Source organism: Pseudomonas paraveronii (genome assembly GCF_963681955.1).
Lineage (GTDB): Bacteria > Pseudomonadota > Gammaproteobacteria > Pseudomonadales > Pseudomonadaceae > Aquipseudomonas > Aquipseudomonas paraveronii.
The window spans coordinates 1,116,183-1,135,689 of the sequence record NZ_OY817130.1 but is presented as its reverse complement, the minus strand read 5'-3'; the positions used below and the strand labels follow the sequence as shown (position 1 = coordinate 1,135,689).

18 protein-coding genes are annotated in these 19,507 nt (G+C 62.2%); 13 read left to right on the top strand and 5 right to left on the bottom strand.

Annotated elements, in window-relative coordinates:
* Positions 1-8: 8 nt before the first annotated feature.
* The 9 genes from U5A08_RS05050 to U5A08_RS05005 all read left to right on the top strand — a co-directional run bounded on the left by U5A08_RS05050 (position 9) and on the right by U5A08_RS05005 (position 9,816).
* The gene (locus U5A08_RS05050; RefSeq protein ID WP_321852175.1) at positions 9-1,457 is read left to right on the top strand and encodes an alginate O-acetyltransferase; all 1,449 of its coding nucleotides are present in this window, start codon (positions 9-11) and stop codon (positions 1,455-1,457) included.
* 8 nt (positions 1,458-1,465) lie between these two features.
* The gene (locus U5A08_RS05045; protein ID WP_247403366.1) at positions 1,466-2,575 is read left to right on the top strand and encodes a mannuronate-specific alginate lyase; all 1,110 of its coding nucleotides are present in this window, start codon (positions 1,466-1,468) and stop codon (positions 2,573-2,575) included.
* 200 nt (positions 2,576-2,775) lie between these two features.
* Positions 2,776-4,308 (top strand): MBOAT family O-acyltransferase, encoded by a 1,533-nt coding sequence (locus U5A08_RS05040; RefSeq protein ID WP_321850589.1) that lies wholly within the window; start codon positions 2,776-2,778, stop codon positions 4,306-4,308.
* Positions 4,309-4,319: 11 nt separating this feature from the next.
* Positions 4,320-5,504, top strand: a complete 1,185-nt coding sequence (locus U5A08_RS05035) for an alginate O-acetyltransferase (RefSeq protein ID WP_321850588.1) — start codon at positions 4,320-4,322, stop codon at positions 5,502-5,504.
* 16 nt (positions 5,505-5,520) lie between these two features.
* Positions 5,521-6,174: an alginate O-acetyltransferase AlgF gene (locus U5A08_RS05030; RefSeq protein ID WP_253393475.1), complete on the top strand. Its 654-nt coding sequence runs from the start codon at positions 5,521-5,523 to the stop codon at positions 6,172-6,174.
* Positions 6,175-6,395: 221 nt separating this feature from the next.
* Positions 6,396-7,847, top strand: coding sequence for a mannose-1-phosphate guanylyltransferase/mannose-6-phosphate isomerase (locus U5A08_RS05020; RefSeq protein WP_253393474.1), 1,452 nt, complete (start codon positions 6,396-6,398; stop codon positions 7,845-7,847).
* Between the two features lie 275 nt (positions 7,848-8,122).
* Entirely contained in the window at positions 8,123-8,587 is a 465-nt protein-coding gene (locus U5A08_RS05015) for a multidrug transporter (RefSeq protein WP_253393473.1), read from the top strand.
* A gap of 14 nt (positions 8,588-8,601) precedes the next feature.
* Entirely contained in the window at positions 8,602-9,414 is an 813-nt protein-coding gene (locus U5A08_RS05010) for an SDR family oxidoreductase (RefSeq protein ID WP_253393472.1), read from the top strand.
* On the top strand, positions 9,415-9,816 hold the full coding sequence (locus tag U5A08_RS05005; RefSeq protein WP_253393471.1) for a DUF4440 domain-containing protein: 402 nt from the start codon (positions 9,415-9,417) through the stop codon (positions 9,814-9,816).
* Positions 9,817-9,871: 55 nt separating this feature from the next.
* On the opposite strand, the gene U5A08_RS05000 is transcribed toward U5A08_RS05005, so the two are convergent.
* The 4 genes from U5A08_RS05000 to U5A08_RS04985 are packed head-to-tail and all read right to left on the bottom strand — an operon-like array spanning position 9,872 to position 14,656.
* Positions 9,872-10,732 (bottom strand): efflux RND transporter periplasmic adaptor subunit, encoded by an 861-nt coding sequence (locus U5A08_RS05000; RefSeq protein ID WP_253393470.1) that lies wholly within the window; start codon positions 10,730-10,732, stop codon positions 9,872-9,874.
* Between the two features lie 10 nt (positions 10,733-10,742).
* Positions 10,743-10,943, bottom strand: coding sequence for a DUF1656 domain-containing protein (locus U5A08_RS04995; RefSeq protein ID WP_071486049.1), 201 nt, complete (start codon positions 10,941-10,943; stop codon positions 10,743-10,745).
* Positions 10,933-13,134, bottom strand: a complete 2,202-nt coding sequence (locus U5A08_RS04990) for an FUSC family protein (RefSeq protein ID WP_253393469.1) — start codon at positions 13,132-13,134, stop codon at positions 10,933-10,935. Before U5A08_RS04990 ends, U5A08_RS04995 begins: the two co-directional genes overlap by 11 nt.
* A gap of 10 nt (positions 13,135-13,144) precedes the next feature.
* Positions 13,145-14,656 (bottom strand): efflux transporter outer membrane subunit, encoded by a 1,512-nt coding sequence (locus U5A08_RS04985; protein ID WP_253393468.1) that lies wholly within the window; start codon positions 14,654-14,656, stop codon positions 13,145-13,147.
* A 182-nt stretch (positions 14,657-14,838) separates the two neighbouring features.
* Between U5A08_RS04985 and U5A08_RS04980 the strand changes: the two genes are divergently transcribed.
* The 4 genes from U5A08_RS04980 (at position 14,839) to U5A08_RS04965 (ending at position 18,589) form a co-directional block, all read left to right on the top strand.
* Positions 14,839-15,807, top strand: coding sequence for a LysR family transcriptional regulator (locus tag U5A08_RS04980; protein WP_253393467.1), 969 nt, complete (start codon positions 14,839-14,841; stop codon positions 15,805-15,807).
* Between the two features lie 322 nt (positions 15,808-16,129).
* Positions 16,130-17,104 (top strand): 2-hydroxyacid dehydrogenase, encoded by a 975-nt coding sequence (locus U5A08_RS04975; RefSeq protein WP_253393466.1) that lies wholly within the window; start codon positions 16,130-16,132, stop codon positions 17,102-17,104.
* Positions 17,105-17,200: 96 nt separating this feature from the next.
* Positions 17,201-18,103 (top strand): chemotaxis protein CheV, encoded by a 903-nt coding sequence (locus tag U5A08_RS04970; protein WP_253393465.1) that lies wholly within the window; start codon positions 17,201-17,203, stop codon positions 18,101-18,103.
* A gap of 3 nt (positions 18,104-18,106) precedes the next feature.
* Entirely contained in the window at positions 18,107-18,589 is a 483-nt protein-coding gene (locus tag U5A08_RS04965; RefSeq protein ID WP_321850586.1) for a GNAT family N-acetyltransferase, read from the top strand.
* 92 nt (positions 18,590-18,681) lie between these two features.
* Here U5A08_RS04965 and U5A08_RS04960 read toward each other — a convergent pair whose 3' ends face one another.
* Positions 18,682-19,464, bottom strand: a complete 783-nt coding sequence (locus U5A08_RS04960) for a transporter substrate-binding domain-containing protein (protein WP_321850584.1) — start codon at positions 19,462-19,464, stop codon at positions 18,682-18,684.
* Positions 19,465-19,507 lie beyond the last annotated feature (43 nt).

The following is a 19,507-nucleotide window of genomic DNA, read 5'->3' as shown; positions in this document are numbered from 1 at the left end:
TGACCCTTATGCACCCACACATGATCAAACTGCTGAGCCTCTCGGGTCTGACCCTCGGCCTGCTTGCGGCCAGCCAGGGCGTGCGCGCCGACGAAATCAAGGCGCCGACCTTCAGCGCCGAACCGTGCTGCAGCCTCTGCCCGGCGGCGCATGACGCGAAGAACTACACCACGCGCTATCAGCAGAACTTCACCACCCTGGTGCAAGCCCAGGGCGACTGGCTGTTCCGTACCCAGGAAGACCTGCGCACCGAATTCGACACCAGCCCCGCCGGCTACAAACGCATGCAACAACTGCACGATGCGTTCAAGGCCAAGGGCGTGGAACTGGTGGTGGTCTACCAGCCGACCCGTGGCCTGGTGAACCGCAACAAGCTCAACCCCGAGGAAAAAGCCAAGTTCGATTTCGACAAGGCCCTGGGCAACTACAAAACCATGCTCGGCCGTTTCGCCAAGATGGGCTACGTGGTGCCGGACCTGTCGCCGTTGACCAACGAGCAGCTCCCGGATGAATTGCCGGCCCACGACTTCTACTTCCGCGGCGACCAGCACTGGACCCCTTACGGCGCCCAGCGCACCGCGAAAATCGTCGGCGCCAAAGTGCGTGCGATGCCCGAGTTCGCCGAGATTCCCAAGCGCGAATTCGAAACCAAGCGCTCCGGGCGCATGGGCAAGACCGGCACCCTGCACAACATGGCCGGGCAACTCTGCGGCACCAGCTACGCGATCCAGTACATGGACCAGTTCACCACCGAGCCCAAGGGCGAAGCCGGCGACGGCGACCTGTTCGGCGATTCGGGCAACCCGCAGATCACCCTGGTCGGCACCAGCCACAGCGGCAAGAACTACAACTTCGCCGGCTTCCTCGAACAGGAAATCGGTGCCGACATCCTCAACGTCGCCTTCCCCGGTGGTGGCCTGGAAGGCTCGATGATCCAGTACCTGGGCAGCGACGAATTCCAGAAGAGTCCGCCGAAGATCCTGATCTGGGAATTCTCGCCGCTGTACCGCCTCGACCAGGAAACCATCTACCGCCAGATGATGTCGCTGCTGGACAACGGCTGCGAAGGCAAGACCGCGCAGATGAGCGCCAGCGCCACCTTGAAACCCGGCAAGAACGAATTGATGGTCAACAGTGCGAACAAAGACCTGCGCAACGTCAATCATCAGGTCGATATCCGCTTCGCCGATCCCTCGGTGAAAACCTTGCAAGCCACCCTCTGGTACATGAACGGGCGCCACGAGGACATCAAGATCGAGAAACCCGAAACATCCGATACAGACGGGCGTTTCGCCTTTGAACTGCGCACCGATGAAGACTGGGCCTCGCAGAACTTGCTGGCCGTGGAAGTGCAGGGCCCCGAAGCGGGTGCTGCCGCGCAAAAAGTCGAAGCGAAAATTTGCACACGCAACGTATTCCCCGCAGGTGGTCAACAGACTGCCTCTGCCGGGCAATGAGGTTACCTATGCAGAAGTTATTGATCCCTACCTTACTGGGCCTGGCGATGTTTGCCGGCTCCGTGAATGCCGCCGCGCCGTTGCGTCCGCCCCAGGGCTACTTCGCTCCGATCGAGGCGTTCAAGACCGGCGACTTCAAGGACGGCTGCGACGCCATGCCGACGCCCTACACCGGCTCGCTGCAATTTCGCAGCAAGTACGAAGGTTCGGACAAGGCGCGCTCCACGCTGAACGTGCAGTCGGAAAAAGCCTTCCGCGACAGCACCGCCGACATCACCACGCTGGAAAAAGACACCAGCAAGCGCGTGATGCAGTTCATGCGCGACGGTCGCCCGGAACAGTTGGAATGCACGCTCAATTGGCTGACCAGCTGGGCCAAGGCGGATGCGTTGATGTCCAAGGACTTCAACCATACCGGCAAGTCCATGCGCAAATGGGCGCTGGGCAGCATGGCCTCGGCCTATGTACGCCTGAAGTTTTCCGACTCGCACCCGCTGGCCAACCACCAGCAGGAGTCGCAGCTGATCGAAGCCTGGTTCAGCAGAATGGCCGATCAGGTGGTAAGCGACTGGGACAACCTGCCGCTGGAAAAAACCAACAACCACTCCTACTGGGCTGCCTGGTCGGTGATGGCGACATCCATCGCCACCAACCGTCGCGACCTGTTTGATTGGTCGGTGAAGGAATACAAGGTCGGCGTCAACCAGATCGACGACCAAGGTTTCCTGCCGAACGAATTGAAGCGTCAGCAGCGCGCGCTGTCGTACCACAACTACGCCCTGCCACCGCTGTCGATGATCGCCAGTTTTGCCCTGGTCAACGGGGTGGACCTGCGCCAGGAAAACAACGGCGCGCTCAAACGCCTGGGCGACAAGGTGCTGGCCGGGGTCAAAGACCCGCAGATCTTCGAGCAGAAGAACGGCAAAGAGCAGGACATGAAGGACCTCAAGGAAGACATGAAATTTGCCTGGCTTGAGCCGTTCTGCAGCCTCTACACCTGCGCGCCGGATGTGCTCGAGCGCAAACATGGGATGCAGCCGTTCAAGACCTTCCGCCTCGGGGGTGACCTGACCAAGGTCTACGACCCGACTCACGAAAAAGGCAACAAAAGCAACTGACGAAACGCGGTCAAAAAATAAATGTGGGAGGGGGCTTGCCCCCGATGGCGGTGTACCAGTCGCCATCTGTGTTGAATGACACACCGCTATCGGGGGCAAGCCCCCTCCCACATTTGAGCAATACAACCTCCCCCCGGATTCGTGGGGGGGTTTGGGGGGGCTGCGGCCCTTGACTGTTGGTTAAACGTGGAGAGATCGGGATGGTTTTCTCGTCCAATGTGTTCCTGTTTCTGTTCTTGCCGATCTTTCTCGGCTTGTACTACTTGAGCGGGCAACGCTATCGCAACCTGCTGCTGCTGCTGGCCAGCTACGTGTTCTACGCCTGGTGGCGAGTGGACTTCCTGGCGCTGTTCGCCGCCGTCACGCTGTGGAACTACTGGATCGGCCTCAAGGTCGGTGCGGCCGGCGTGCGCACCAAGCAGGCCCAACGCTGGCTGCTGCTGGGCGTGGTGCTCGACCTGTGCATCCTCGGCTACTTCAAGTACGCCAACTTCGGCGTCGACAGCATCAACGTGATGATGAAGTCAGCGGGCCTGGAGCCGTTCATCCTCACCCACGTGCTGTTGCCGATCGGGATCTCGTTCTACATCTTCGAGTCCATCAGCTACATCATCGACGTGTATCGCGGCGACACCCCGGCCACGCGCAACCTCATCGACTTTGCAGCGTTCGTGGCGATCTTCCCGCACTTGATCGCCGGCCCCGTCCTGCGTTTTCGCGACCTGGCCGACCAGTTCAACAACCGCACCCACACCCTCGACAAGTTCTCCGAGGGCTGTACGCGGTTCATGCAGGGCTTCATCAAAAAGGTCTTCATCGCCGACACCCTGGCGGTGGTGGCCGACCATTGTTTCGCCCTGCAAAACCCCACCACCGGCGATGCCTGGCTCGGTGCGCTGGCTTACACCGCGCAGTTGTACTTCGACTTCTCCGGCTACAGCGACATGGCCATCGGCCTGGGCTTGATGATGGGTTTCCGCTTCATGGAAAACTTCAAGCAGCCGTACATCAGCCAGTCGATCACCGAGTTCTGGCGGCGCTGGCACATCAGCCTGTCGACCTGGCTGCGTGACTACCTCTACATCACCCTGGGCGGCAACCGTAAAGGCACGCTGACCACCTACCGCAACCTGTTCCTGACCATGCTGCTCGGTGGCCTGTGGCACGGTGCGAACATCACTTACATCGTGTGGGGCGCCTGGCACGGCATGTGGCTGGCGATCGAGAAAGCCATCGGCCTCAACACCTCGCCGCGCAGCTTCAACCCGGTGCGCTGGGCCTTCACCTTCCTGCTGGTGGTGATGGGCTGGGTGATCTTCCGCTCCGAAAACCTGCACGTTGCCGGCCGTATGTACGGCGCGATGTTCAGCTTTGGCGAGTGGTCGCTGTCGGAACTCAACCGCGCCAACCTCACCGGCCTGCAAGTGGCAACCCTGGTGGTGGCCTACGCAACCCTGGCGTTCTTTGGCCTGCGCGACTTCTACCGCAACCGCCCTGCCGAGAAAGCCAAGCCGGCCGACCCGAGCCTGATCAAGGCAGTGCCTGGCGACGACCCCGGCAGCATCCACCAGCCAGGTTTCACCGTCGGTAAAGACGCCGCCGTACAACCGGCCTACTGGACCGCTGACTGGCCACGCTACGCCATGCGCGCGGCGGTGCTGCTGCTGTTCGTGGCGTCGATTCTCAAACTGTCGGCGCAGAGTTTCTCGCCGTTCCTTTACTTCCAATTCTGAGGGAGCCGACCATGACCCGTTCATTTCGCGTCCTCTATATCGGCCTGTTCCTGGTGGTGCTGCTCGCCCTGGGCGCCTGGTCGATGCGCAGTTTCTTCGGCTTCAGCACCAATGCCGACGCCACCGTGCTCAATGGTCGCTGGAGCAAAGCCGTCGAGACCCACTACGACGACCAATTCCCGATCAAGCGCATCGGCACCAACCTCTGGGCGGCGCTGGACTACAAGCTGTTCAATGAAGGTCGCCCTGGCGTGGTGCTGGGTCGCGATCACTGGTTGTACAGCGACGAGGAGTTCAACCCCGCCGTCAACGAAGACCAGAACCTGGAGGGCAACTACGCCCTGGTCGAAGGCGTGCGCCAGCAGCTCAAGGCCCAAGGCATTCAACTGGTGATGGCGATCATTCCGGCCAAGGTACGCCTGTATCCGGAGCACCTCGGTGAGGTGAAACCGGCGAGCATCCACGCCAACCTGTACCAGGACTTCCATGCCCGTGTCGCCGCCGACAAGATCCTCGCCCCCGACCTGCTTGGCCCGCTGCAACAGGCCAAGCTCGGCGGCCAGCAAGTGTTCCTGCGCACCGACACCCACTGGACCCCGGACGGTGCCGAAATCGCCGCCAAGCAACTGGCCAAGGCGATTGCCGCCAAGACCCCGCTGAGCGGCGAGCCGCAGCGCTTTGTCACCGAGGCCGAGACAACCGCCCCGCACAGTGGCGACCTGCGTCTGTTCCTGCCCCTGGACCCGCTGTTCGAAAACCTGATGCCGCCCAAGGAGCCGCTGGAAAAACGCGTCACACGCCTGGCCGACACCAAAGGCGACGACGCACTGTTCAGCGACAGCGAAACCCCGGTGGCACTGGTCGGCACCAGCTACAGCGCCAACCCCAACTGGAACTTCGTCGGCGCGCTCAAGCAAGCCCTGGGCAGCGATGTCATCAACTATTCCGAAGACGGCCACGGCCCGATCCTGCCGATGCTCAGCTACCTCAAAAGCGAAGACTTCAAGAACAGCCCGCCGCAGGTGCTGATCTGGGAGTTTCCTGAACGTTATCTGCCCGTGAACAACGAAATCGGCGATGCCGACCCACAGTGGGTTGCGCAACTTAAACAAGCCGGTACGCGCCAACAGAACATGGCACTGAACACCCCAGCTAAACACCCAAAATCCGAGACGCCCGACCGGGCGCAAAACTGAAAGAGAGGTAACTCACATGACTTTCACTACTACTCCGCGTCGTCTCGCCAAGACTCTGGCCCTGGCTGCCGGCATGAGCCTGGTATCGATGTCTGCCTTCGCCGGCGACGCGGCCTTGTACGGCCCAGTCGCACCGAAAGGCTCCAGCTTCGTGCGGGTCTACAACGCTTCCAACCAGGAAGTCAGCGCCACCGTCGGCAGCACCAACCTGAGCGAAGTGGCCCCGCTGGCCAGCAGCGACTTCAGCTTTATGCCCGGCGGCGACTACAGCGCCAAGGTCGGCAGCCAGTCCGTGTCAGTGAAACTTGCCGCCGACCACTACTACACCCTGGTCAACAACAGCAGCGGTCAGCCCCAACTGATCGAAGAGCCGCCGTTCAAGAACAAACAGAAATCCCTGGTGCGCGTGCAGAACCTCAGCGACAGGGCCCTGACCCTGAAAACCGCCGACGGCAAGACCGACGTGGTCAAGGCCGTGGCCGCCAAAAGCCGTGGCGAACGTGAAATCAACCCGGTGAAAGTCAGCCTGGCGCTGTACGACGGCGACAAGAAAGTCGGCGACGTGAAGCCGGTAGCCCTGGAGCGCGGTGAAGCAGCGGTGCTGTACGTCACCGGTTCCGGCAGCAGCCTGTCGCCAGTGTGGGTCAAGCGCCCCGTGTCGACCCGCTAAACATTTCTCGGACTGACAGCAACCCACTGTAGGAGCGAGCTTGCTCGCGAAGAACGCCCAGACACCGCGTACATCCAGAATGCCCGCGTCATCATTGGCGATTTTCGCGAGCAAGCTCGCTCCTACAGAGGACAGAGGCGTCAGTCCGGCCCGAGACAAAAACAAGAGTGAAACGACAAACCTTCGTAGCTCTGACCCAAATCGATTCAAGGAGAAACAGCATGATCCCAGTAATCCTTTCCGGTGGTAGCGGCTCACGTCTTTGGCCGCTTTCCCGTAAACAGTTTCCTAAACAGTTCCTGGCCCTGACCGGCGAGCACACGCTGTTCCAGCAAACCCTGGAGCGCCTGGTATTCGATGGCATGGAAACCCCCATAGTGGTCTGCAACAAAGACCATCGTTTCATCGTCAACGAGCAACTGAGCGTGCGCAAGCTGGAAACCCAGCGCATCCTGATGGAGCCCTTCGGCCGCAACACCGCGCCGGCCGTGGCGCTGACCGCGATGATGCTGGTCAATGAAGGCCGCGACGAGCTGATGCTGGTGCTACCCGCCGACCACGTGATCGACGACCAGAAAGCCCTGCAACGCGCCCTGGCCCTGGCCACCGTGGCCGCCGAGCGCGGCGAGATGGTGCTGTTCGGCGTACCGGCGACCCGTCCGGAAACCGGTTATGGCTATATCAAATCCACCAACGACTCGCTGTTGCCCGAAGGCGTGAGCCGCGTGCAACAGTTCGTGGAAAAACCCGATGAAAAACGCGCCGTCGAGTTCGTCAAAAGCGGCGGTTACTTCTGGAACAGCGGCATGTTCCTGTTCCGCGCCAGCCGCTTCCTTGAAGAGCTGAAAAAGCACGATCCGGACATCTACGACACCTGCGTACTGACCCTCGAACGCAGCAAGCAAGACGCCGACACCGTGACCTTCGACGAAGCCACCTTCGCCTGCTGCCCGGACAATTCCATCGACTACGCCGTGATGGAAAAAACCCAACGCGCCTGCGTGGTGCCGCTGAGCGCGGGCTGGAGCGACGTGGGTTGCTGGGCGTCGCTGTGGGCGGTCAACGATAAAGACATCAACGGCAACGTCACCAAGGGCGACGTGGTGATCCAGGACAGCAAGAACTGCATGATCCACGGCAACGGCAAGCTGGTGTCGGTGATCGGCCTGGAAAACATCGTGGTGGTGGAAACCAAGGACGCGATGATGATTGCCCACAAGGACAAGGTCCAGGGCGTCAAGCAGATGGTCGCCACCCTCAACGAACAGGGCCGCAGCGAAACCCAGAACCACTGCGAAGTCTACCGTCCGTGGGGCTCCTACGACTCGGTCGACATGGGCGGGCGTTTCCAGGTCAAGCACATCTCGGTCAAGCCGGGCGCGTGCCTGTCGCTGCAAATGCACCACCACCGCGCCGAACACTGGATCGTGGTCAGCGGCACCGCCGAAGTCACCTGTGACGAGAACGTGTTCCTGCTCTGCGAGAACCAGTCCACCTACATCCCGATCGCCTCGGTACACCGCCTGCGCAACCCGGGCAAGATCCCGCTGGAGATCATTGAAGTGCAATCGGGCAGCTATTTGGGTGAGGACGATATCGAGCGGTTTGAAGATATCTACGGTCGTTCGACCCCGATTGAGCGTGGTGTGTCGGTGAAAACGATCGCGCAGTAAACAGTCGTAAAAGAAGCCCTCGCCCAGGTCATTGCGTCCCCTATCCGCAGTGGCTTGGGTGGGGGCTTTTTGTTTTGGGGGTTGTGGTGATGCTGAGGGCCTCATCGGGGGCAAGCCCCCTCCCACATTTGGACCGAGTACATCATTTGGAATGCGGTCGAATGTGGGAGGGGGCTTGCCCCCGATAGCGTCAGCCCAGCCACCCCACACCTCAAGGTAGCCAATCCCACCTACGCTTAAGTTAGGATGCTCGTTCCCTACTCGAGGTGGTCTCCATGTTTTTCGGCGTTCTACTGATCATCACCTGGCTGGTCCTGTTGCTGCGCTACCCAGCCAAGGCGCTGCCGGTGTCGCTGGCCGCTGCAGTCGGCCTGGGCCTGGTCGCGGTGTGGGTGGTGTGGCTGGATAATCGCGAAGCCTCCCAGTTGGCGCGCCTGGAATTGCGCATCGTCTACGCCCCGCAGGACTGCCCCGCCGACCGCCCACTGAAACTGACCCTGAACAACGGCAACGACGTACCGCTGACCGAACTGCGCTGGCGCGTCGCCGCCTATGCGCCGGGCGATACGGTCAACCTGGCCGACAACGTCTACGCTGCCCCACGCTATCGCGGCCCCGGCGAGTTGCAGGCCGGCGCCACCTGGGACGACTGCCTGCCCACCCCACCGCTGCGCCCTGGCTACCGCCCGCAAACCCTGGAATTTCGCGCCGAGCATGTGCAAGGCAGCTTCTCGGACTGACAAAGGACCGATCCATGCCCAACGTACTCATCACCGGTTGCTCCAGCGGCATCGGCCGCGCCTTGGCCGAGGCCTTCAAATCCGCCGGCTTCGACGTGTGGGCCAGCGCCCGCCAAGCGGAAGACGTCGCCCACTTGTCCGCCGCCGGCTTCAACGCGGTGCAACTGGACGTCAACGACAGCGCCGCCTTGCAACACCTGGCCGAGCAGTGGGGCGAACTGGATGTGCTGATCAACAACGCCGGCTACGGCGCCATGGGCCCGTTGCTCGACGGCGGCACCGAGGCGATACAGCGCCAGTTCGAGACCAACGTATTTTCCATCGTCGGCGTAACCCAGGCGCTGTTCCCCGCACTGCGTCGCGGTAAAGGCCTGGTGGTGAATATCGGCAGCGTTTCCGGGGTGCTGGTCACGCCGTTCGCCGGCGCCTACTGCGCCTCCAAAGCCGCCGTGCATGCCTTGAGCGATGCCCTGCGCATGGAGCTGGCGCCGTTTGGCGTGCGGGTGATGGAAGTGCAACCGGGCGCTATCGATACCAGCTTTGCAAAAAACGCCGGGGCCCAGGCTGAGCTGTTGATCAACGAACAATCGCCGTGGTGGCCGTTGCGCGATGGTATTCGCGCGCGCGCCCAGGCCTCCCAGGACAACCCGACACCGGCCAGCCAATTTGCCAACCACGTCCTCAAAGCCGTGCAACAAGCAACACCGCCGCGGTTATTACGCGCGGGCAATGGCAGTCGAGCGCTGCCGTTGATGGCGGCGTTACTGCCCAAAGGATTATTGGAAAAAGTGTTGAAGCGACGCTTTGGTTTGAATAGGAGTTTGTAAATGATCGACTACAGCGACTTTTTCGAAGAAGTGATCCAGACCCACGTCGAGATCGAACAATGGTTTGCCGGGGTTGCGCCCGAGGGCACCTTGCACAATTTACTGGCGCGCTTCTCACCCGAGTTCAGCATGATCGCCCCCGCCACCGGCACCCGGGTCAATGCGGCCGGGGTCAATGCCCTGTTCACTCGCCTGGGCGGCATGCGCCCGGGGTTGAAAATCACCTTGAGTGAAATGACCGGGATTGACCGCCATGCGCGGGGCGCCACGGTGACGTACCGCGAACACCAGATCGATGACAGCGGCAAGCGGACTGATCGCCGTGCCACCGTGGTGTTCGAGAAGCAGGCCAGCGGCGCACTGCTGTGGCGCCATCTGCATGAGACATTTGTCAACGCTTGACGCGGTCAACTGTGGGAGGGGCGGTGCGACGATTCGACTTGCCCCCTCCCACCTTTTAGTTTGGCGTTTGGTTGACGATCACCGTGCAGGTGATGCCGGCCGCCAACAACACGCCTTCCGGCACTTCATCGATATGAATCCGTACCGGCACCCGTTGCGCCAGGCGCACCCAGTTGAAGGTCGGGTTCACATCCGCGATCAGCTCGCGGCTCTCCGGGTTGTCGCGGTCGTAGATGCCGCGGGAGATGCTTTCCACATGGCCCTTGAGGGTTTCGCCGCTCATCAACTGCATATCGGCCTTATCACCGACTTTGACGTGGGGCAGTTTGGTTTCTTCGAAGAAGCCGTAGACCCAGAACGAGTTCATATCCACCACGGCCATCTTGGCTTCGCCGATGCGCGCGTAGTCACCGCGATGCACATTGAGGTTGGTGACATAGCCGTCGACGGCCGCCAGCACTTGCGTGCGTTTCAAGTTCAGTTCGGCGGCTTCCAGTTGTGCCTGGGCGTGCTGGTAGTCGGCCAGGGCCGAGTCGGCGATGTTGCCGGCGTCGTCGCGGTTTTCCTTGGAGATCACCAGCGCATCGAGGTCGGCGCGGCGGTGGGCGTTGTCCTTGCGCATTTCCCAGGTGGCTTTGCGCGATGCGACAAGGGCTTGTGCCTGTTTGACGGCGAGGCGGTAGTGCTCGGGGTCGATCTGCATCAGCAGGTCGCCCTTTTTCACCAACTGGTTGTCACGCACCGGCACGTCGACCACTTCGCCGGTGACGTCGGCGGCGACGTTGATGATGTCGGCACGCACGCGGCCATCGCGGGTCCAGGGCGTTTCCATGTAATGCACCCACAGCGTGCGGCCAATCCAGATCGCCAGAGCCAGAACCAGCAAGGTCGCGAGCAGGCTGAAAAACTTTTTCATCGGGGCATTCTCAACGGTAGACGGTCAGCGCCAGGGCGCCGAACAGGCAAACGAACAGGCTCAGGCGCAGCAACGCCGGGTGCCAGAAAAAACGGTACAGATCGAACCCGGCCAGGAAGCGGTCCAGCGCCCAGGCCAACCCCGCCGCGATCAAAAACATCAGGGTCATGGTCGGCATGTAAATGCCGTGGAACGCGATTTCACGAGGCATGCCCAGCTCCTTTCAACATAAGCGCGCCTTGGGGCTTGTAGGCCGCCAGCGGCGATTGCGGGTCCAGCAACGAAGTGCGGATAAAGTGCAGGTAGCTTTTCACCCGGCGCAGGGCCGAGGTATCGAAGTGCGGCGCGAAGGGTTCGTCGGTCGCCTGCACGCGGCTGATCGCGTGGTCGACGGCAATCAGCCCGCGCTCCAGGTTGCTGGCGCTGGGTTGCAGGAACAGGCGCACCAGTGAGCGGCCCATCACGCGGATCGCCTGGCGCCAGGGCTGGGATTCGGCGTAGGCCGGGTGGACCGGCAGGATCGCCTGCTCCTTGCGCAGCTCGATGATCGCGTGGCCGACTTCCAGCACCACGAACATCCAGCGCAGCAGGTTGCGTTGCACTTGCGGCTGGCCGACGGCAAGGCCGTAGGCCTGGTGCAGCAGGTCGCGGGTGCGGCTTTCGAAACTCGACGCCAGGCCCTTGAGCTTGCCGCTGATCGCGTACACCACTTGCTCGCGCAGGTCCTGCTCCAGGCGGCGCCACAGCCAGCGGCTGTTGGGCGGCAGGATGATCGCGCCCGCCGCCGCGCACACCAGCATGCCGATGATCATGGCGATGTAGTCGTTGATGAAGTTGTAGGGGTTGTAGACCGTGAGGTTGTCCGGCACCGAACCGGTGCTGAAAAAGATCAGCAGGCCCACGCCGACCCCGGCGTATTGCGGGCGTGAGGCGAGGAAGGCACCGAGGATGATCACCGGCGCAAGCATCACGCACAACAGCGGGAAGCCGTCGATCCAGGGAAACACGAAGAACATTTCGACGAAGCCCACCAAGGCCCCGATCAAGGTGCCGCAGGCCATCTGGAACGCCATGCGTTTGGGGTTCGGCGTCGCGGCGGACAGGCCGACGGTGGCGGCGGCGATCATGGTCATGGTCGCGCCGCTGGGCCAGGCGGTCGCCACCCAGTAACTGCCGAGCACGATCAGGATGAACGACGCCCGCACCCCCGAGGCCACGCAGGCCAGCCAGTTGGTTTTGGGGATGAAGGTTTCATCCCACTGTTCCCGCGCATGGCTGTGATCGGCCAGGGAGGCGTGGGTCTGCGCGTAGTTGTGCAGGTCATCGACGAAGCGGTAGAGCAATTCGTAGGCGGTATGAAAGTCCAACTGCTCGGCTTCGCTCGGGTTGCCCTGCTGGAAGGTCGCTCGCAGGCTGCGGACCTTGGCGGGCAAGCCGTCCTTGTAGACGCTCAACTGGGTGACCAACCGCGCCGCGTCGGGGCTGGTGAGGGCGCGGCCGGAGAACCCGTCGAGCACTTCGGCCAAGTCCTGCAAGCCCGGTTTGATTTCAGCGACGACGTGGTCTGCGGCATCGGCACGCAGGCGTTCGAGCAACTGGTGCAAGGCGTTGAAGCGCGTGGTGATGCTCATGAACTCGCTGTTGAGGCGACTGAGCCGGCCGTTGCGCCGACGCATGTGCGGGTCTTCGAACACGGTGAGGCTGCGCAGGCCTTCCAGGCCCACGGCTTCGGCGATAAAGCGCACGTTGGTGCTTTCGAAGTTCTCGCGCTGGCTGCGCCCACGCAGGCCATCGGTGACGAACATGGCGAACACGCCAAACCGCTGGTACAGCGCGTTGCGCATCGCCGCACTGGAGGTCTGCGGCAGGATCGCCGCGCTGACCAGCGTGGAGACGAGAATCCCCAGGGAAATTTCCAGCACGCGCCACACCGCCGCCATAAACGCTCCGTCCGGGTGGGCCAGGGACGGCAGGCCGACCATCGCGGCGGTGTAACCGGCGAGCACAAACCCATACGCGCGAAAGTTGCGGTTGCGCGTGGCGCCGGCGGTGCAGAGACCTACCCAGATCGCCAGCGAGGCGAGGAACAGCTCGGTGTTCTGCGCAAACAAGGCGATCAGAAACACCATCGCCGCCGACCCCGCCAAGGTGCCGAGGAAGCGATAAAAGCTCTTGGCGAACACCTGGCCGCTCTGCGGTTGCATCACGATAAACACGGTGATCATCGCGGTGCGCGGTTGCGGCAGTTCCAGGCGCATGGCCAGCCACAGCGTGGCGAACGCGGCGATCAGCACCTTGAAGATGTACACCCAGGTCACGCCGTCACTGCGTGCCCAGTCGAAAAAGCCACGGCGCCACTCAAGGGAATGCAGCCAGCGCAGCGGTGCAGGCAAGGGAGTCATCAAATCCTACTCAGTGATCGAACACGGCGAGCGCCGCCGGGGTCTTGCTCGGGACAGTCTTGGTATCTTGCGGAACATCGTTGCCGGCGCCAAGCCCGCCGCCCAGGGCGGTCACCAGGTCGGCGTGGGCCGTCAGACGCGCGGCCTGCACCTGCTGCTCGACTTGCTGCTGGCGGAACAACAGGGTCTGGGCGTTCAGCACATTGAGGTAGTCCGTGAGGCCGCGCTGGTAGGCGATCATCGCGATGTCGTAGGTTTTCTGCGCCGAGGCCACCGACTCTGCGGCGAAGCCCCGTTGCTTGTCCATGGATTCGCGACGGATCAACTGGTCGCTGATGCCCTTGAGTGCGTTGACCAGGGTCTGGTTGTAATGCGCCACGGCGACGTCATAGCCGGCGCTGGCTTCACCCAGTTCCGAACGCAGGCGGCCACCGTCGAAGACCGGCAGGGTAATGGCCGGGCCGACGCTGTAGTTGAATTTCTTGCCCGCCAAAAACCCCAGCATGCCGCCGCCGGTGGCCACGTAGCCGAGGCTGCCGACCAGATCGACGTTGGGGTAGAAGCCGGCGTGCACGACATCGATGCCACGCGCCTGCGCTGCCACCTGCCAACGGCTGGCGACCACGTCCGGGCGCTGGCCGAGCAATTGCGCCGGCAAGCTGGACGGCAATTTAAGCGGCGCGCCGAGGGATAAGGTCGGACGTTGCAACTGCGCGCCCTCGCCCGGGCCTTTGCCCGCCAATGCCGCCAACTGGTTACGGCTCAGGGCGATCTCTTCGTCCAGGGCATCTAGCTGGCGATGGGTCTCGGGCAACGGGGTTTCGGCCTGGCTTACATCGAAATGCGTACCGATGCCCGCGTTCAGGCGTGTATTCGCCAAATCGAGAATCTGCTGTTGCTGGGCCAGCGTGGCCGCGACGATATCGCGGTTGGCGTAATGCAGCGACAGCTGGATGTAGGTGCGCACCACGTTGTTCTGCAGTTCGAGCTGGGCCTGGCGTGCTTCGGCCGCGCTCATGTGCGCCAGGTCGACGGCACGCTCGCTGGCGTTGCTTTCGCGGCCCCACAGGTCGAGGGCGTAGCTGAAGCCCAGGGAGGTATTGTTGTCCCAGGTGTTGGAACCGCTCAATGCACCCGGGCCGTAGAACTGATCGTTCGGCCAGTTGTGGCGTTTGAGGGTGGTGTCGCTGTTGATCTGCAACGACTCGGCCGACTCGACAATCCCCGCCATGGCCCGCGCTTCACGCACACGTGCGGCGGCCATGGCCATGCTCGGGCTGTCGTGGGTCGCGAGTTCGACCCAACGGTTGAGTTGGGGGTCGCCGTAGGCCTGCCACCATTGCGCGGTGGGCCAGTGGGCGTCCCGGGCGGCGCTCTGAATCGCCTCGTCGGTAGCCAGGGTATTGGCGTTGAGGGCCTGGTCTTGGGGGGCAATTCCTCCGGTTCCGATGCAGCCGCTGATTGCTAACGATAAGGCCCAAACACTGAGAGTCTTCAGCTCTCTGCTGATGCGACGCGGCACTGCTGCGAATTCCTGAGGTGGGTGATGCGGGGTAGGTGACACAATTCTAGGACGCAAGGGGAATGGCGATAAGCTGGTATTCCTGTGAATCTTTATTACCGTTCAGGCGATAATCCCTTCGTAGGGATCACTGGTCTACGTAACTTTCTGTCACAATTTGTCATCTCCCTTGAGAACACCCCATGGACACTTTGCAAAACATGCGCGCTTTCAGTTGTGTGGCCGAGGCCGGCAGCTTCACCGCCGCCGCCGCACAACTGGACACTACCACCGCCAACATTTCGCGCGCGGTCTCCAACCTTGAGGCCCATCTGCAAACCCGCTTGCTCAACCGCACCACCCGTCGCATTGCGCTCACGGAAGCTGGTAAACGCTATTTATTGCGCTGCGAGCAAATCCTGGCCTATGTCGAAGAAGCCGAGGCCGAAGCCAGCGACGCCCATGCGCGCCCCTCCGGTCAGTTGAAAGTGCATACCATGACCGGTATCGGCCAGCATTTCGTCATCGACGCCATTGCGCGCTACCGCCGCACTCACCCGGACGTGACCTTCGACCTGACCCTGGCCAACCGCGTGCCGGACTTGCTCGATGAGGGCTACGACGTGTCCATCGTGCTGGCCAGCGAACTGCCGGACTCGGGCTTCGTGTCCCAGCGCCTGGGCATCACCTACAGCATCGCCTGCGCGTCGCCGGACTACGTCAAGACCAAAGGCTGCGCGCAACGGCCCCACGATTTGCTCAACCACGCCTGCCTGCGCCTGGTCAGCCCGGTGGTCCTGCTGGACAAATGGAGCTTCAACGGCCCCGACGGCCAGGAAAGTGTCGCGATCAACACATCACCGTTCCTGGTGAACTCGGCCGATGCGATGAAAACCGCCATCACCAGCGGCATGGGCGTCGGCCTGTTGCCGGTGTACGCCGCCATCGAAGGCCTGCGCAACGGCACGCTCGTGCGGGTGATGCCCAACTACCGCTCCCAGGAACTGAACCTGTACGCCATTTACCCGTCGCGTCAGTACCTGGATGCGAAGATCAAGACCTGGGTGGAATACCTGCGCGGCTCGCTGCCGGAAATTCTCGCGGCGCATCAGGCTGAGTTGGTCGCGTATGAGTTGAGCGGCAGCCTGGGCGGCGTGCGGTTGGCGAACTGATGTCTGCCAGACGATAGCGATCCAATGTGGGAGGGGGCTTGCTCCCGATAGCGGTGGGTCAGTCACCGGATGTATTGGCTGATTCACTGCTATCGGGGGCAAGCCCCCTCCCACATTTGGATCTCCATGGATCAGATAGAACTCATTTGGCTCTTGCTCTTAGGAGCGGCCTTATAACCAACCTGAGCCTGGAAGCTGGACTCGGTCAAAAATGTGGGAGGGGACAAGCCCCCTCCCACATGGGTTCAACGGTGTCCTGACAATTGCCGGCAGGAATGTTAGCTTGCTTGGCATTCTTCCGTAGTCGATGAGCCCGCCTGCAATGAAAAAGACTGTCCTCGCCTTCAGCCGCGTCACCCCGGAAATGATCGAACGCCTGCAACAGGATTTCGAGGTGATCGCGCCCAACCCCAAGCTGGGCGATATCAACGCACAGTTCAACGAAGCCCTGCCCCACGCCCACGGCCTGATCGGCGTGGGTCGCAAGCTGGGCCGTGCGCAGCTCGAAGGCGCGAGCCAACTGGAAGTGGTGTCCAGCGTGTCGGTGGGCTACGACAACTATGACGTGGCGTACCTCAACGAACGCGGGATCATGCTCACCAACACCCCCGACGTCCTCACCGAAAGCACCGCCGACCTGGCCTTCGCCCTGCTGATGAGCAGCGCACGCCGGGTCGCCGAGCTGGACGCATGGACCAAGGCCGGCCAGTGGAAAGCCAGCGTCGGCGCGTCGTTGTTCGGCTGCGACGTACATGGCAAGACACTGGGCATCGTCGGCATGGGCAATATCGGCGCCGCCGTCGCCCGTCGCGGGCGCCTGGGCTTCAACATGCCGATTCTGTACAGCGGTAACAGCCGCAAGATTGCACTGGAACAGGAACTGGGCGCGCAGATGCGCAGCCTGGATCAGTTACTGGCTGAAGCGGATTTCGTCTGCCTGGTGGTGCCGTTGAGCGAAAAGACCCGGCACCTGATCAGCCATCGCGAGCTGGGGCTGATGAAATCCAGCGCGATCCTGATCAATATTTCCCGCGGCCCGGTAGTCGACGAACCGGCGCTGATCGAAGCCCTGCAAACCCAGCGTATTCGCGGGGCGGGGCTGGACGTGTATGAAAAGGAACCGCTGGCCGAGTCGCCGCTGTTCCAACTGAGCAATGCGCTGACCCTGCCGCACATCGGCTCGGCGACCCATGAAACCCGCGCAGCCATGGCCAACCGTGCCCTGGACAACCTGCGCAGCGCCCTGCTCGGCCAGCGCCCGCAAGACTTGGTCAACCCGCAGGTGTGGAAGGGCTGAGATAAGCCGACTTCATCGGCGCATGCCCCTAAAGCCTGGGCCGATGAAGTCGATAACCTTCCATAGATGGCCCCCCCTGATCCACAGAAGGTTTTTATGTCCACTTCTAAAGCCCGCGCAGATTCACTCTCGCTTCTGCTCTTTACCTTGCGCAGCGGCAAGTTGATGGCCATTAACCTGCTGAAAGTCAGCGAAATTATCCCCTGCCCGCCGCTGACCAAGCTGCCGGAGTCCCATCCCCACGTCAAAGGCATCGCCATGCTGCGCGGCACCTCGCTGTCGGTGATCGACCTGAGTCGCGCCCTCGGCGAAATGCCGTTGGTGGACCCGGACGGCGGTTGCCTGATCGTCACCGACGTCAGCCGCTCCAAGCAGGGCCTGCATGTGCAGGCGGTGAGCAAGATCGTGCATTGCCTGACCACCGATATCCGCCCGCCGCCCTTCGGCTCCGGCGGTAACCGCTCGTTCATCACCGGGGTCACCCAGGTAGACGGCGGCCTGGTGCAGGTGCTGGATATCGAAAAAGTCATCCACGCCATCGCCCCGGTGCCGATTGAAATGGCGCCGACCGACTTGACCATGGAAGAGGCCGAAGTGCTGGGCAATGCGCGCATCCTGGTAGTGGATGACAGCCAGGTCGCCTTGCAACAGTCGGTACACACCCTGCGCAACCTGGGCCTGACCTGCCACACCGCGCGCAGCGCCAAGGAAGCCATCGACGTATTGCTGGAGTTGCAGGGCACGGCCGGGCAAATCAACGTGGTGGTGTCGGACATCGAAATGTCCGAAATGGACGGTTACGCCCTCACCCGCACCCTGCGCGAAACCCCCGATTTCCAGGACCTCTACGTGCTGCTGCACACCTCCCTGGACAGCGCGATGAACAGCGAAAAAGCGCGCGTGGCCGGGGCCGACGCCGTGCTGACCAAATTCTCCTCACCCGAGCTGACCAAATGCCTGGTGGTGGCCGCCCAGACCGTGGCGCAAAAGGGCCTGTAACCGGTGACCGAGTATTTCCAACTGCTACGCCGCGACCTCACCCGTGACCTGCCCGCGCCGCAGTGGCCGGCCGGGACACAGCTGGATCACTACCGCGACGAATGCGCCCCGGCGATTCATGCGGTGTTGTGCATGACCCAGGCACAAGGCGGCGGCCGCGTCGCCAACCTGCAAACCTGGCGGCAGCAGTTCGTGACCGATGCCGAGTTCGACCCCACGTTGTGCCTGGTGGCGAGCAATGCCGAAGGTATTCTCGGCGTGGCCCAGTGCTGGACCAGCGCCTTCATCAAGAACCTCGCCGTCCATCCCTGCGCCCAGGGCCAGGGGCTGGGCCGCGCCTTGTTGCTGCATGCCTTCCAGGTGTTCAAACAGCGCGGCGAGCCCTATGTGGACCTCAAGGTCCTGGAAAGCAACCAACGTGCTCGGCAGCTCTACGAAAGTGCCGGCATGGTGTTTGTGCTGCGCGCTGCGGTTACCGAGGACTGACGGGCACGGTGCCCCAGCGCACGTTACCGCCGAGAGCTGCCCAGGCAACACGGCGATCACCCCGCGCAGCGAAACGAGCAATTACTTTGCGATCATGGCGCGACGGGGATTGCATCCAGGCGGTAGTGCCGAATGATCCGCTGGTATTCGCCGCTTTGCATCAGTTGTTCAAGGGCGCAGTTGAGGGCATTGCGCAGGGCCGTATCGGGCTTGCGCACCGCGATTGCCACGCCGCTGCCCAGGAGTTCGGCCGAAATCGCGGGGCCGAGGAAGTCAAAGTCCTGGCCATCGACGGTATCGAGCAGCGCCTCACGGATTTCCACGGTGCCTTGCAGGGTCGCATCGATATCCCCCGCCACCAGGCTGCGAGCCAGTTCGTCATTGAGCCAGAAGCTCTTGACGATAACGCCCTTGGGCGCCCACTGCGCAAGGGCGAAAGCTTCGCGATTACTGCCCAGCAACACCCCGACACGCTTGCCCTTGAGCGAGCGCACGGTCGGCAGCAGGCCGGATGTTCTGCGGGCGACCAGGCGCGTGGTGAACGGATAGAGTTCATCGGTAAAACTCACCGAGCGCCGACGTAGCGATGTAGGCGCCATGCCCATGATTGCGTCGAATTGCCGGGCATCAAGGGCCGGGAAATTTTCCACCAACACCTGATCGACCCAGGTGCAGCGCACATTCAACTGCACGCACAGGGCGTTACCCAGGTCGATGTTCAGGCCGACCAGTTGGCCTTGCGGGTCGCGGCTCTGGAAGGGGGAGAATTGCGCAGCGACGGCAAAACGGATTTCGCGCCGTGGCGGCTCACCGGCGGCAACGCTATCGGCCGCCAGCAATAACGCGAGCACGGCACAAATGTGTATCAGAGCCACAGGAAACGTCCTTTTCCGGAAAGTCCAGCCTCAACCATCCCGC

What these genes read in the sequence shown, in the direction of transcription:
- U5A08_RS05050 (WP_321852175.1), top strand. Translation starts at nt 9, where the DNA reads ATGCACCCACACATGATCAAACTGCTGAGCCTCTCGGGTCTGACCCTC.
- U5A08_RS05040 (WP_321850589.1), top strand. Translation starts at nt 2,776, where the DNA reads ATGGTTTTCTCGTCCAATGTGTTCCTGTTTCTGTTCTTGCCGATCTTT.
- U5A08_RS04975 (WP_253393466.1), top strand. Translation starts at nt 16,130, where the DNA reads ATGAAAAAGACTGTCCTCGCCTTCAGCCGCGTCACCCCGGAAATGATC.
- U5A08_RS04990 (WP_253393469.1), bottom strand. Translation starts at nt 13,134, where the DNA reads ATGACTCCCTTGCCTGCACCGCTGCGCTGGCTGCATTCCCTTGAGTGG.
- U5A08_RS05030 (WP_253393475.1), top strand. Translation starts at nt 5,521, where the DNA reads ATGACTTTCACTACTACTCCGCGTCGTCTCGCCAAGACTCTGGCCCTG.
- U5A08_RS04980 (WP_253393467.1), top strand. Translation starts at nt 14,839, where the DNA reads ATGGACACTTTGCAAAACATGCGCGCTTTCAGTTGTGTGGCCGAGGCC.
- U5A08_RS05000 (WP_253393470.1), bottom strand. Translation starts at nt 10,732, where the DNA reads ATGAAAAAGTTTTTCAGCCTGCTCGCGACCTTGCTGGTTCTGGCTCTG.
- U5A08_RS05015 (WP_253393473.1), top strand. Translation starts at nt 8,123, where the DNA reads ATGTTTTTCGGCGTTCTACTGATCATCACCTGGCTGGTCCTGTTGCTG.
- U5A08_RS05010 (WP_253393472.1), top strand. Translation starts at nt 8,602, where the DNA reads ATGCCCAACGTACTCATCACCGGTTGCTCCAGCGGCATCGGCCGCGCC.
- U5A08_RS04995 (WP_071486049.1), bottom strand. Translation starts at nt 10,943, where the DNA reads ATGCCTCGTGAAATCGCGTTCCACGGCATTTACATGCCGACCATGACC.
- U5A08_RS05020 (WP_253393474.1), top strand. Translation starts at nt 6,396, where the DNA reads ATGATCCCAGTAATCCTTTCCGGTGGTAGCGGCTCACGTCTTTGGCCG.
- U5A08_RS05045 (WP_247403366.1), top strand. Translation starts at nt 1,466, where the DNA reads ATGCAGAAGTTATTGATCCCTACCTTACTGGGCCTGGCGATGTTTGCC.
- U5A08_RS04970 (WP_253393465.1), top strand. Translation starts at nt 17,201, where the DNA reads ATGTCCACTTCTAAAGCCCGCGCAGATTCACTCTCGCTTCTGCTCTTT.
- U5A08_RS05035 (WP_321850588.1), top strand. Translation starts at nt 4,320, where the DNA reads ATGACCCGTTCATTTCGCGTCCTCTATATCGGCCTGTTCCTGGTGGTG.
- U5A08_RS05005 (WP_253393471.1), top strand. Translation starts at nt 9,415, where the DNA reads ATGATCGACTACAGCGACTTTTTCGAAGAAGTGATCCAGACCCACGTC.